General features: G+C 60.6%; 8 protein-coding genes. 7 read left to right on the top strand and 1 reads right to left on the bottom strand.

Translation table 11 applies throughout. The annotated features are described in order from the left end of the window. The first annotated feature begins 126 nt into the window (after nt 1–126). Nucleotides 127–1,389: an ATP-dependent Clp protease ATP-binding subunit ClpX gene (clpX, locus tag QP995_RS09425; protein WP_042388518.1), complete on the top strand. Its 1,263-nt coding sequence runs from the start codon at nt 127–129 to the stop codon at nt 1,387–1,389. Between the two features lie 63 nt (nt 1,390–1,452). Here the strand turns inward: clpX and QP995_RS09420 are convergent, their stop codons facing one another. Next, entirely contained in the window at nt 1,453–2,238 is a 786-nt protein-coding gene (locus QP995_RS09420) for a TetR/AcrR family transcriptional regulator (protein WP_016422305.1), read from the bottom strand. Nucleotides 2,239–2,469: 231 nt separating this feature from the next. Between QP995_RS09420 and QP995_RS09415 the strand changes: the two genes are divergently transcribed. The 6 genes from QP995_RS09415 to QP995_RS09390 all read left to right on the top strand — a co-directional run bounded on the left by QP995_RS09415 (nt 2,470) and on the right by QP995_RS09390 (nt 13,775). Beyond that, on the top strand, nt 2,470–3,453 hold the full coding sequence (locus QP995_RS09415; RefSeq protein WP_016422306.1) for a malate dehydrogenase: 984 nt from the start codon (nt 2,470–2,472) through the stop codon (nt 3,451–3,453). A 213-nt stretch (nt 3,454–3,666) separates the two neighbouring features. After that, nucleotides 3,667–6,402: a valine--tRNA ligase gene (locus tag QP995_RS09410; protein WP_049170997.1), complete on the top strand. Its 2,736-nt coding sequence runs from the start codon at nt 3,667–3,669 to the stop codon at nt 6,400–6,402. 224 nt (nt 6,403–6,626) lie between these two features. Further along, nucleotides 6,627–8,132 carry a bifunctional tetrahydrofolate synthase/dihydrofolate synthase gene (gene folC, locus QP995_RS09405; RefSeq protein WP_224784299.1) on the top strand — a complete coding sequence of 502 codons (1,506 nt, stop codon included), beginning with the start codon at nt 6,627–6,629 and terminating at the stop codon, nt 8,130–8,132. After that, nucleotides 8,129–8,644: a DUF4233 domain-containing protein gene (locus tag QP995_RS09400; protein ID WP_049190860.1), complete on the top strand. Its 516-nt coding sequence runs from the start codon at nt 8,129–8,131 to the stop codon at nt 8,642–8,644. Before folC ends, QP995_RS09400 begins: the two co-directional genes overlap by 4 nt. A gap of 84 nt (nt 8,645–8,728) precedes the next feature. Further along, a complete protein-coding gene (gene ndk, locus QP995_RS09395; RefSeq protein WP_038629458.1) occupies nt 8,729–9,139 on the top strand; it encodes a nucleoside-diphosphate kinase in 411 nt (136 codons plus the stop codon). 571 nt (nt 9,140–9,710) lie between these two features. After that, on the top strand, nt 9,711–13,775 hold the full coding sequence (locus tag QP995_RS09390; RefSeq protein WP_284853152.1) for a translation initiation factor IF-2 N-terminal domain-containing protein: 4,065 nt from the start codon (nt 9,711–9,713) through the stop codon (nt 13,773–13,775). The last annotated feature ends 301 nt before the right edge of the window (nt 13,776–14,076 follow it).

The raw sequence follows: 14,076 nt of genomic DNA, 5'->3' as shown, positions 1-14,076 counted from the left end.
GCGCTAAGCGAGATTGCGTGAAATTCGCCTCGCCCTGGCGTGGAAGCCGGTAATTGCGCACACTCACGGTAGGCTGGTCTGAAGCAATTATTGGCAACGAAGCGGAAAGGCGGCGGCGGGAGCCTCATGGCGCGTATGCAAGAAAGTGCGGATTTGCTGAAGTGCTCTTTCTGTGGAAAGAGTCAGAAGCAGGTCAAGAAGCTGATTGCCGGACCTGGTGTGTACATCTGTAATGAGTGCATCGAGCTCTGCAACGAGATCATTGAAGAGGAGCTCAACACCGGCGGCGAGGCAACTGGCAACGACGACCGCCTGCCGCGTCCGATGGAAATTCGAGACTTCCTCGATGAGTACGTCATCGGCCAGGACATGGCTAAGCGCACCCTAGCGGTAGCGGTCTACAACCACTACAAGCGCCTTCGTGCTGCGGAGACCAAGTCGGACAACGACGTCGAGCTGCAGAAGTCGAACATCCTGCTGCTGGGGCCGACTGGCTGCGGCAAGACCTACCTCGCGCAGACACTGGCCCGCAAGCTGGATGTGCCGTTCGCGATCGCTGACGCCACCAGCCTGACCGAGGCCGGCTATGTCGGTGAGGACGTGGAGAACATCCTGCTGAAGCTGCTGCAGGCTACTGATTTCGACGTCGAGAAGGCACAGCGCGGCATCATTTACGTCGATGAGATTGACAAGATTTCGCGCAAGTCCGAGAACACTTCCATCACTCGCGATGTCTCCGGTGAAGGTGTGCAGCAGGCGCTGCTGAAGATTCTCGAGGGAACCGTAGCCGCCGTGCCGCCGCAGGGTGGGCGCAAGCTGCCGAACCAGGAGTTCATTCAGTTCGACACTTCCAACGTCCTGTTCATCGTCGCTGGTGCGTTTGCCGGTCTGGAAAAGGTCGTTCAGGAGCGAGTCGGCAAGAAGGGCCTGGGCTTCGGAGCAGATGTCACCTCGGCTAACGACGAGGACATGAAGGATCCATTCCGCGACGTACTGCCGGAGGATCTCGTTCGATTCGGCCTGATTCCTGAGTTCATTGGCCGCCTTCCCGTTATCGCATCGGTCACCAACCTCGATGAGGACGCGCTGGTTCGTGTACTCACCGAGCCGAAGAACTCCCTGGTTCGCCAGTACCAGCACCTGTTCGACATGGACGGTGTGCGCCTTACCATCGACGATGAGGCACTGCGCGCCATTGCTGCCAAGGCGATTAGCCGCAATACCGGCGCCCGTGGTTTGCGCGGCATCATGGAAGAGATCCTGGTTCCCGTGATGTTCGAGGTACCAGAGCGTGACGACGTCGCGGAGGTCATTGTCCACAAGGAATGCATCACGGACGGTGCAGCGCCGGAACTCGTTGAACGCAGCGAGGATAAGAAGACTGCGTAAAGGTAGCTAAAAACCCGGTTAGAGTAGCCGCTCTAACCGGGTTTTTGATGTCTGTATGGAGCCCTAGTCGTCCATGCCGTAGATGTCGCGGTAATCCGGGGCATCGTCAGTAGTCAAGTCTTGAGTCTCTGGGTTGGGCTGATCGCCGTAGACCTCTGCGCCAAGCGCGGACGAGTTGGCGCCATGGGAGGCCAGCAGGGAAGTGTACGAGCTGCCCGGTTCGTTGCGAGGCGAGGACGTCAACAGGCTGGTCACAGTGTCCTGAGCGAACTCACGCAGCTTGTCCGACAACACTGTCGACTGCATTTCAATGCCGTAGAGGTTTTCAAAAGTCCGCTGGTGCAGGGTGGGGAAGGTGGCCAGCGACAGCACGAGAATATAAAGATCAAGTGCGGAAATATCAGTGCGGAATGCACCGTAATCGCGGCCGAGCAACAAGATGCGGTCAAACTCCAAAACAATTGGGCTCTGACCACCAAGCCCAGTCACGCCTTCTAGCGGCAGGACCGGATGTAGGTTTTCCTGGATGATGAACCGCACGGCGAGCGGGTTCGCCGAGAAGTAGTCATAGATAACACCGACCACATGCTGCAGGGCTTCCACCGGCACATTGGAGTGCGGGCGCAGGTCGTCGTCGTCAGGCCTTACGGTCTCCAGCACATGTGCCCACGTCGCCCTGTAGAGTCCCAACTTGTCACCACAGTGGTAGTGAAGCATGCGCTTGGAGACACCAGAGGCGGCAGCAATGGCATCCAAACGGGCATCTGCATACCCCTTTGCGGTGAATTCTTGAAGTGCTGCCACCAAGACTGCATGGGGGATTGCATCAGAGGAGCCTGGAGACTTCATGAAAATCCTTTGCTTGGACTAGAGAGAGACTAAGGGGTTTTGGCTATCTAACGGGGGTGAAATTGGTCAGTCGCGGACTTCTTTCTAGTGAAATGAGTACACGACCGTAAGTCATGCCTAATGCTATCCGTTTTTTCAGAAATGGCCTGAGCGCATCGCCCCCGTCTGCGCCAATTCTGTAGTCGCATTAGAGTGGGCAGCGAATTGATTCTCTCTCGAGAAAGGCCTGAAGTGAACAAGACTCCCGTAAAGGTTGCAGTTACCGGCGCCGCCGGACAGATCGCTTACTCCCTGCTCTTCCGCATTGCCAGCGGTTCGGTTTTCGGCCCTGAGACCCCGGTTGAGTTGAACCTGCTGGAGATCACTCCGGCGCTGCACGCCACCGAAGGCGTCGCCATGGAGCTGTTTGACTCCGCCTTCCCGCTTCTGACTGGCATCAACATCACCGATGATCCGGCAAAGGCATTCGACGGTGCCAACGCCGCCTTCCTGGTCGGTGCAAAGCCGCGCGGCAAGGGCGAGGAGCGCTCCGCACTGCTGGGCGCCAACGGCAAGATCTTCGGCCCGCAGGGTGCTGCACTGAATGATCACGCAGCAGACGACATCAAGGTTCTGGTTGTCGGCAACCCGGCCAACACCAACACCATGATTGCCGCATCCCACGCTAAGGACATCCCGGCAGAGCGCTTCACCGCCATGATGCGCCTGGACCACAACCGTTCCCTGTCTCAGCTGTCGGAAAAGATTGGTGTTCCGACCACTGAGATCAAGAACATGATTGTCTGGGGTAACCACTCCGCAGACCAGTTCCCGGACATCACCTACGCCACCATTGCAGGCGAGAAGGTCTCCGACAAGGTGGACGCTGCGTGGGTCGAGCAGGACTTCATTCCGCGTGTCGCCAAGCGTGGCGCAGAAATCATCGAGGTCCGTGGTTCCTCCTCCGCAGCTTCCGCTGCCGCAGCCGCAGTTGACCACATGCGTGACTGGGTCACGGGTACCCCAGAGGGCGAGTGGGTCTCTGTCGCCCTTCCGTCCGATGGCTCCTACGGCATCGACGAGGGCCTGGTCGCTGGTGTTCCGTGCTACGCCAAGGACGGCGAGTGGGTTCGCGTTGAGGGCCTGGATCTCTCCGAGGTTCAGCGCGCTGGCATCGAGCGCAACGTCAAGGCACTGCGCGAAGAGCGCGAGGCTGTTAAGGACCTGCTGGTCTAAGAGCTGTTCAACGGCCGTTTAGAGGCGCTCTCTTGTGATGATTTCACAAGAGAGCGTTTTTATTTTGCGCGGTAATCGCGGTTTGGCTCGGAGCGGGAGAAAGGCTTGAATTAGGCGGTGTATAAGTCGCTGATGGCAGATATGGGTGGGGCGCAAGGGCCGTCGTAAAGCCCCTGGAAAACCAAATCCGGGCAAGGCGCTAAGATGTGACGCGTGACTGAGAACAACGTGGACCTAAACAGAGCAGATAAGTTGCCCAAGTCGTGGAACCCGGCTGACGTGGAGTCGGACCTGTACCAGGGCTGGGTAGACGCTGGCTATTTCGAGGCTGATCCGTCTAGCTCCAAGCCGGCTTACTCTATTGTGCTGCCCCCGCCGAATGTGACGGGTCAGCTGCACATGGGCCACGCACTGGACCACACTTTGATGGATGCGCTGGTGCGCCGTAAGCGCATGCAGGGCTACGAGGTGCTGTGGCTGCCGGGTATGGACCACGCGGGTATCGCAACGCAGACCAAGGTCGAGGCGATGCTGAAGGAGTCCGAAGGTAAGGACCGCTTCGATTACGGCCGCGAGGAATTCGTGGAGAAGGTCTGGGAGTGGAAGCACGATTACGGCGGACGTATCGGCAACCAGATGCGCCAGATTGGTGACTCCCTGGATTGGTCACGTGAGCGCTTCACTCTGGACGAGGGCCTGTCCCGTGCGGTTCAGACGATTTTTAAGGAACTGTTTGACCGCGGCCTGATTTACCGCGCCAAGCGCATGGTCAACTGGTCGCCAGTGCTGCAGACTGCAATCTCGGATATTGAGGTCAAGTACGAGGACGCTGAAGGCGAGCTCGTGTCTTTCCGCTACGGCGATGGGGAGGACTCCATTGTTGTGGCGACGACTCGTGTGGAGACGATGCTGGGTGACGTGGCAATTGCCGTGCACCCGGAGGATGAGCGCTACACGCACCTGGTGGGCAAGGTTCTGGACCACCCGTTCCGCGAGGACCTGAAGATTCAGGTCATCGCCGATGACTACGTGGACCGCGAGTTCGGTACCGGCGCGGTGAAGATCACGCCGGCGCACGATCCGAATGACTTCGCTATGGGCCAGCGCCACGACCTGGATATGCCGGAGGTCATCGACACCACTGGCCGTATCTTCAACACTGGCACGCGTTTCGACGGCATGGATCGTGCAGAGGCCCGTACTGCGCTGACGGAGGCGCTGCGTGAGCAGGGACGCATTGTCAAGGAGATTCGCCCGTATGTTCACTCGGTTGGTCACTCGGAGCGCTCGGGTGAGCCGATTGAGCCGCTGCTGAGCTTGCAGTGGTTCGTTAAGGTCGATGAGCTGGCCAAGATGTCCGGCGATGCTGTTCGCGAGGGCGACACGGTTATTCACCCGGCTTCGCAGGAGCCGCGCTGGTTCGACTGGGTCGATGACATGCACGACTGGTGTATTTCCCGTCAGCTGTGGTGGGGCCACCGCATCCCGATCTGGTACGGCCCGAATGGCGAGGTCGTCTGTGTCGGCCCGGATGATGAGGTCCCGACGGGCGACGGCTGGACGCAGGATCCGGATGTGCTGGATACCTGGTTCTCCTCTGCGCTGTGGCCGTTTTCCACGATGGGTTGGCCGGACGCCACCCCAGAGCTGGAGAAGTTCTACCCGACATCCGTGCTGGTCACCGGCTACGACATTCTGTTCTTCTGGGTCGCGCGCATGATGATGTTCTCGACCTTTGCTGCCACCCTGCCTGATTCACCGCTGGGCAAGGGTCGCGACGGTCGTCCGCAGGTGCCGTTCAAGGATGTCTTCCTGCACGGTCTGGTCCGCGATGAGCAGGGTCGCAAGATGTCGAAGTCTCTCGGCAACGGCATTGACCCGCTGGACTGGGTGCGTGATTACGGTGCGGACGCACTTCGCTTCACGCTGGCTCGTGGCGCTAACCCGGGCTCTGACCTGCCGGTCGGTAACGACGCCGCACAGAGCTCCCGTAACTTCGCTACCAAGCTGTTCAACGCCACCCGCTTTGCACTGATGAACGGTGCCCACGTGGGCGAGCTGCCGGACCGTGACCAGCTCACCGACACCGACCGCTGGATCTTGGACCGCCTGGAACAGGTCCGCGCCGAAGTCGACTCTGCGCTGGATAAGTACGAGTTCTCCAAGGCCAACGAGGCCCTCTACCACTTCGCATGGGACGAGGTCTGTGACTGGTACCTGGAGATGACCAAGGTTGACTTCCCACGCCTGAATGACGGCGAGACCATGACCGAGGAGCAGGCCGCCCGAGCCGCCTCCACTCGTCTGGTTCTAGGCCGCGTGCTGGATACGCTACTGCGTCTGCTACACCCGTCCATGCCGTTCGTCACGGAGACGCTGTGGAAGGCGCTTACCGACGGCGCGGAGGGCTTCGAGGACTCTCTGGTTATTTCCGCCTGGCCGGATGCAACCATGACCACCGACGGCGCTGCTGTTGATGAGGTTGCCGCACGTCGTATTGCCGATGCCCAGAAGTTGGTCACCGAGCTGCGTCGTTTCCGCAATGACCAGGGTGTGAAGCCGTCGCAGCGCGTGCCGGCACGCATGAACCTGGCGGATGCTGATCTGACTGCTCAGGAAGAGATGATTCGTTCGCTGGCTCGTGCTGAGGCACCGGAGGACGGCTTCACCGCTACCGCTTCCATTGAGGTGCGCCTGTCTCAGGCCACGGTCCTGATCGAGCTGGATACCTCCGGCACCGTCGACGTGGCCGCTGAACGCAAGCGCCTGGAAAAAGACCTGGCCAAGGCCGAGAAGGAACTGGCCGGCACCGAAAAGAAGCTCGGCAACGAGGCCTTCTTGTCCAAGGCTCCGGAGCAGGTCGTGGAGAAGATCAAGACTCGCCACCAGTTCGCACTGGAGGAAATTGACCGCATTAAGGCTCGTTTGGAGGGACTTCCGCAGGCATGACCGAACCACGGGATATCGAACCTCGGGGTGCTGAATCACACGATGAGATTGCAGGCGAGATTCGTTTGAATCTTGGCGGCGGCGACGATTCGGTGACGCAGGAAGAGTCTGCGGTGCGAGAGGAGTCCACTGCAGCGCCTGAGTTTGAATTCGATCCGGCTGACTCTCAGATCGTCGAGGACCTTGAACCTCGCGAAATCGCCGGTGTGATGGCCGATGGCCGCATGCCCGATGACATGCGCCTCGGTGAGGTCTCCGTGTCCGAGGAGGGCCTGAGCCTGCCCGTCGATGTGGATCGCCCAGTCAACGAGCCGGCTCCGCTGGAGGCCACCGCAGAGGAACTGCGCGAGCTCGCAGAGGTGGAAGCCGAGCTGGATCAGCGCTGGCCGGAGACCAAGATTGACCCGTCGCTCGAGCGGATCGAGATGCTGATGGACATCCTTGGCCATCCTGAGCGTGCCACTCCGGTCATTCACGTTGCCGGCACGAATGGCAAGACTTCCACTGTGCGCATGATTGAGTCGCTGGTGCGCGCTCTCGGTCGTCGCACCGGCCGCACCACCAGTCCGCATCTGCAGCTGGTTACCGAGCGCATCGCCATCGATGGCCAGCCCATTCATCCACGCGATTACGTGCGCATCTGGCGCGAGATTCAGCCCTACGTGGAAATGGTTGACGCCAAGTCCGCCGAAAAGGGCGGCCCGCAGATGAGTAAGTTCGAGGTCCTCACGGCCATGGCCTACGCTGCCTTCGCCGACGCTCCTGTCGATGTCGCCGTGGTGGAAGTCGGCATGGGTGGCACATGGGATGCGACCAACGTGGTGGAGGCCGACGTGGCAGTCATCTGCCCAATTGGTCTCGATCACACGGAGTACCTCGGCGATACCCTGGTTGAAATCGCTGCTGAGAAGGCCGGCATCATCAAGTCGCGGTGGAATAAGGACGACTTGCTCACGCCACCGGACAATGTCGCCATTGTCGGCGAGCAAGAGCCGGAAGCAATGGACGTCGTTTTGCGACGTGCCGTGGAAATGGACGCCTCCGTCGCCCGCGCCGGAGTTGAGTACGGCGTCGTCAGTCATCAGCTGGCGGTCGGCGGGCAGAACCTGACGCTCAAGGGCCTGGCCGGCGAGTATGACGATATCCATCTGCCGCTGCACGGTCCGCATCAGGCGCGTAACGCAGCCACAGCACTGGCTGCGGTGGAGGCGTTCTTCGGCGCAGGTCCGGGGCGTCCGCTCAACATTGATGCGGTTCGCGAAGGCTTTGCGACGGTCGCATCGCCCGGCCGTCTGGAGCGCGTGCGCTCGACCCCGACGGTGTTTATCGATGCCGCCCACAATCCGCACGGTGCCCGTGCGCTACGCACGGCCCTCTCCGCTGAGTTCGACTTCCGCCGTGTGATTGGTGTGCTGTCGGTGCTGGGGGAGAAGGATGCTCGTGGGCTGCTGGTGGAGCTGGAGCCTTACTTCGAAGAAGTGGTTATTACCCAGAACACATCGCCGCGTGCGCTGCACTACGACGACCTGGCTGACCTCGCGGAGGAGATTTTCGGCGAGGAGCGCGTGCATCGCGTACCGACTCTGCCGTCCGCCGTTGAGCTAGCTGTAGCGCTGGCTGAGGAAACCGACACCGGAGACGGTATTGTCTCTGGTTCCGGTGTGATTGTCACTGGATCTGTTGTCACTGCGGGCGAAGCCCGGACACTATTTGGAAAGGACCCGCAATGAGCGAATCTCAGGCGAGCCAGCCACAGGGCAATGGCGCGGAGGATTACACCGCTGCCGACCGCGAGGCCCTGCGCGCCTACCGCGAGGGGCGTGACCTGAGTGAGGGCGGCAAGTATGGCCCGCTCGGTGCGGGACACGATCCGGCTAAGGACCCGCTGAAGGGTCTGCGCGGTGTTATGTCCGGCACGCTGATTATGCAGGCTATTTCGGTGCTGCTTGGTCTGACTGTGGTCACGCGCATTCCCGACGGCCAGATTAACCAGACCTTCTCGGTTACGTACATCACCATCCTGGGCTTGGCTCTGATTGCGATGGCCTTCCTGCAGAAGCAGCCTTGGGCACTGAAGGCGAACATTGTGCTGCAGGTCTTTGGTGTGCTGGCTATCTTCACGCACGTGTCTATGGGCGTGGTGGGTATTTTCTTCGCCCTGGTGTGGGCCTACATTCTGCATCTGCGGAAGAACCTCCTCCAGCGTATGGAGCGCGGTCTGTTGACCACCCAGCACTCGTAAGTCTCCCGCGCTCGTAGTCGCGACTTTCACCCCGCTGCACCACCACTCCGGTGCAGCGGGGTTTGTCATAGTATGATGCTCACCATGACTGAACGTACTCTTATTCTGATCAAGCCGGACGGCGTTTCCCGCGGTCTGGTCGGCGAAGTTATCTCCCGCATCGAGCGCAAGGGCCTGAAGCTGGTCGCGCTTGACCTCCGTGTTGCTGACGAGGCAACTGCGAAGGAGCACTACGCAGAGCACGTCGATAAGCCGTTCTTTGGTGAGCTGGTTGATTTCATCACCTCTGCACCGCTGGTCGCTGGTGTTATCGAGGGCCCGAACGCAATCGCTGCGTGGCGTCAGCTCGCTGGCGGCACCAACCCGGTTGAGGCCGCAACTCCGGGCTCCATCCGCGGTGACTTCGCACTTGAGGTTGCTAACAACGTTGTTCACGGTTCCGATTCCCCGGAGTCCGCTGAGCGCGAGATTGGTATTTGGTTCCCGAACCTCTAAACGTTGACGGTTCAGCATTGACCCGTGAGCGTTGAACTGGCGCCGAACTGAGCAAGCAATTGTTTGCCGGTTCGGCGCTTTTTGCTTGTCGACGACCGTGGGGCGGCCCTTCAGCGGGCTGCACGTGTGAATGCGGGCACGGGCTGCAAATGTGAAACTGTAGGAGTTTATGACACTTTCCGGCAATTTTTCAGGCCATTTCTGTCATAAACGCAGTCAGTAACTCGGATTGGCCCGCCGCCACCAATGTCGGTGCGCGCCACCTGCTCGATATGTGCGACAATGGACAGCAGCAGTAGTGCCCGGGAGTTCGCTCCGGCGGATGAAATATGCCGCATGTGATCGCTGAATCCCCGAGTCAGCCGGTAGGCCTGCCAATAAGACTTTCATAATTGTTCATCGTTTTCGGCCCTCTATCTGCGCATTTGGCGCAAATGAAGTGGCTGTCGCAACATCGTTGCTCCGCCTGGTTTCCAAGGCCACAACGGATGTAGGCGCACATGGAATGACAAAGAGTGTGCTTCCTGTTGTCGGGTTTTGCGTGGTGGGGTGTCAAGGAGAAACAAATACAGTGGCAAATTTCAGCCAGGATGTTGTCGCTAAGGCACGCGAATTTGATCGTGAGTCAGCGGCTCTGAAAACCCGAGTCCACCACCTGGCCAAGAGCTTGGGGTTGACCTCGAAGGAAACCATCGAAGCACTGGGGCACGCGGGGATCGTCGTAAAGTCCGCTGCGTCCACCATTAATCAAAATCAGCTCGACGCAGTGCTGAATTTCATCGGTGATCATCCAGAGGATGCCTCGCTTGACGACGGATCCGCTGCGACCAAGCCAACCGGCGAAAAGCCAGCCGCGAAGGAAAAACAGTCGGCAGGTAAGCCGAACGCGGCAGATGAGAAGTCGGACGAGCAAACTGCAGCTAAGTCCGAGAAGAAGCCAGCTGCGAAGAAGAGCGGCAAGAAGTCGACTGCGAAGAAGGCCACAAAGAAGGCTGCGCCGAAGGCAGCCAAGAGCGAAGCGGAGTCGGACGCAGCGCCTGCCGAGGAAGTGACCGAGAAGAAGGACACCAAGAAGGCCTCGGCTAGAAAATCCTCGGCAAAGCAGAGCGCAGAGAAGCAGGCTGAAGAGAAGCAGAGCGCAGAGAAGAAGAGCACGACTAAGAAGCGGGCAACACGTAAGCGGGCTGTGAAGAAGACCGCTGGCGCTCCGGAAGAAACCGCAGCGAAGGACGAGCCGAAGGACTCGAACTCGGTCGTCGAGGAAGCTGTTGAGGCTGTCGTTCAGTCGTCGTCGAAGAAGGCGTCCGATAAGAAGGCTGCCGACAAAAAGGCTTCCGACACCGTAGCCGAGACCGCTGAGAAAACCTCCGCTGAGGAAGCTTCCGCCGAAGCACCTGCTGCAAAGAGCGCTGCAGTGACCACACGTCGTGGCCGCCGAGTTCGCCGTGCGGTCCGCACGACCAGCGCTCCAGTGGCAGAGGAAGCTCAGGAAGCGCAAGAGCCGCAGAAAACGCAAGAGCCGCAGGATACGCAGGCAACTCAGAGCGAAGCCCTGCAAGACATCGAGCCGCCGGTAGTCCCGGAGCCGCCGGTTGCGGAAGAGCAGACCGCGTTTGCGCCTATCTTCCTGGCGCCGCAGGCTGTCCCGGCTACGGCCAAGAATTCGGCCACCGAGGATGCAGCTTCAGCTGACAACGGGGCCTCCAACCAGGGCACCGATGACAACGCGGGGGAGGGGCAGGACGGCTCGTCGTCAAGCGAAACGGAGCGTCAGCCGCGCCCGCGTCGTCGCCGTCGTGGACGTGGGCGTCGTAATGATGACGCGCAACAAGCGGAGAAGACCACCGAAAACACAGAGCGCGAGGAAGAGGAAACCCGCGAAGAGGTCGAGGAACCGCAGGCGATTAAGGGATCGACTCGCCTGGAGGCGCAGCGACGTCGCCGTATCGAGCGTCGTGAGGAATCGCGCAAGCGCCACGTAATCTCGGAGGCGGAATTCCTGGCTCGTCGTGAGTCGGTGGAGCGCACGATGGTGGTGCGTGAGCGCAAGCGCCATGACCACGCGGGCATTGTCACTGAGGTGGGTGTGCTGGAAGATGACCTGCTGGTCGAGCACTTCGTTACCTCTGACACGCAGACCACGCAGATCGGCAATATCTACCTCGGTCGCGTGCAGAACGTCCTGCCCAGCATGGAAGCGGCGTTCATCGATATCGGAACCGACCGCAACGGTGTCATTTACGTAGGTGACCTGAACTGGAAGCTGCTGGGCACGAAGTCGCGTTCGCGCAAGATTGAACATGCGCTGAAGGCCGGCGACCAGATTCTCGTCCAGGTGTCCAAGGACCCGATTGGTCACAAGGGTGCGCGTCTGACCACCCACATTTCGATGGCTGGTCGATTCCTGGTGTACGTGCCGGGCGGCCGGAGCGCGGGTATTTCCCGCAAGCTGCCGGAGCCGGAGCGCAAGCGCCTGAAGTCGATTCTGAGCGAGGTTACGCCGGAGGGCTCGGGCACGATTATCCGTACCGCAGCCGAGGGTGTGTCCAAGGAGGCCATCGAGGCCGACATCAAGCGCTTGGAGTCGCAGTGGCAGGAGATCTGGGAAGCCTCCGAGGCAGCGAAGGCGAAGCGTGGAGCAAAGCCGATTGCGCTGTACGAAGAGCCAGACATGCTGGTCAAGGTCGTCCGCGACGTCTTCAACGAGGACTTCTCGCGTCTCGTGGTGGAGGGCGATCGCCCGTGGAACACAGTGACGGACTACATCGGCGACCTGGCACCAGAGCTGGAGCCGCGACTGCAGCGCTACTTCGCCAAGGAGCACGGCGGCGCTGATGTCTTCGAGCACTTCCGCATCGATGAGCAGCTGGCCAAGGCACTCGACCGCAAGGTCTGGCTGCCTTCGGGCGGCACGCTGGTCATCGACCGCACCGAGGCCATGACGGTCATCGACGTCAACACCGGTAAGTTCACCGGCGCTGGCGGAAACCTGGAAGAGACGGTCACTCGCAACAACCTGGAGGCCGCTGAGGAAATCGTCCGCCAGATGCGTCTGCGCGATCTGGGCGGCATGATTGTCGTCGATTTTATCGACATGGTGCTGCCGGAAAACCAGGACTTGGTGCTGCGCCGTCTGAAGGAGGCCCTGGGCCGCGACCGCTCGCGTCACGAGGTCTCCGAGGTCACCTCGCTCGGCCTCGTCCAGATGACTCGCAAGCGTCTGGGCACAGGCCTGCTGGAGACCTTCTCCACGCCGTGTAGCTGCTGCAATGGCCGCGGTCTGATTATCCACATCGATCCGGTTGAGCAGGACAATCAGGGCCGTGGCCACAAGAATGGCCGTCGCAACGACGAGCAGGACAAGTCCAAGCGCCGCAACAAGTCGCGCTCGGAGCACAATCCGGCCAACCACCCGGCCGCGCTGGCCATGCACCGCGATCAGAGCGACCAGGCAGGCTCTTCCAAGGCAACGCGTGACGACGACACGGAGACCAACCAGCGCGATAAGGACGCAGCCGACAAGCGTGTCGCAGCTGCTGTCGAAGCTGTCATCGTCTCTTCTGAGAACGATGAGCCGAAGCCGCCGCGTCGTCGCCGGGTTCGTAAGAGCCAGGGCCGAAACGATGAGCAGCGACAGAACGGCCGTGGCCGTCAGGAGCGCCGCGAGCGTACTGAGCAATCGGAGAACTCCAATGACCTGGCTGCTCTGGCTGCCGCAGCTGTTGCGGAAGCCCGTGAGAAGGACCCAGAGGAGCCGTCGGATGACCGTTACATGCCGCAGGAGGGGCAGCGCCGCCGCCGTCGGGCTACGCGTCGCCGTGTAGCGGAGCATGTTGCCGTTGATTCGGCTGCACGCGACGCTGATGACCGCGACGAAGAATATGGTGATCGTCGCAAGCGTTCGGAGCGCCCGACCCGTGCTGAGCGTGCCGAGCGCACCGATAACGGTGGAGGCCGTGGCGACGCTGAACGCTCCAGCAGCGCTAGCGCTCGACATCGCCGTCGTCGCGCTGTGCGTCGTACTGCTGTGGATGAAACCACTGCGCCTCAGGCTGGGTCTCAGGCAGCTTCCACCACAGATGTGAGGGAGCCAGCCAGGAATGGCAAGGGCGGCAACGCTAACAAGACCGGTAAGGCTGTGGCCGAGGAGTCCCAGACCTATGAGGAGGCGAAGGAGGCGTTCGAGCGTTCTCCACGCCGTCGTCGTCCGACGCGCGGTAACTCTCGCTCGGATCGCGCACCGCGCCGCGAGGACTTCGAGTCCACTAAGCCAAAGGCGGACGCTGAAGGCAGCAAGGGCGGAGATCGTGCGAAAGACAACCGCGATGACAGCAACCGCAGCACCAACCGCAGCGCCAACCGCAGTGGCGGTGGACGCCGCTCGGGCAAGTCACGGGCTGAGGTCGTAGCGGTCCAGGGCACGGGAGCTCGCCGTAATCGCCGTCGGGCGGTGCGCAGGGTCTCGTCGCAAAGCGATGCCGGAGCGACTGCGCCGAAGCAGCGACAGGGCGCTTCAAACCGCGCTACTAAGCCAGAGCAGAAGCAGGCTAATCGCGGTGCTGCGGCGCCGGAGACGAAACCGGCCAATCGTCGTCGCCGCGTGCGTCGTGCGGTGCGCCGAAGTGGCCAGAACTAGGTATTGGAAACCTGGAGTAAGACCAGATAGAAGGCTGTTTTCCGTTCCCTAAAGCAGGGGGTGGAAAGTGGCTTCGGAAACTGCCCGGGAAGACCGTGAAAACCAATGGGGGACAGGGTCTTACTCGGGCAGTTTGTAATTTAGGGGGATTTTTCGCTACTCTTGACCAGTCGCTGATTAGTAGGCGTATCTGGTCATGCCCACTGGTGCTTGAGGCGCTGGTGGTAAGGAAACGGCCAGAGCGGGGAAATCTACTCGGATTTGGCTTTCGGGTATGTCCCTGAAGTGTTCTGCACACGCA

Source organism: Corynebacterium sp. MSK032, from assembly GCF_030232065.1.
In the GTDB taxonomy this organism is placed as follows: domain Bacteria; phylum Actinomycetota; class Actinomycetes; order Mycobacteriales; family Mycobacteriaceae; genus Corynebacterium; species Corynebacterium jeikeium_D.
This window is presented reverse-complemented; position numbering and strand designations above follow the sequence as displayed.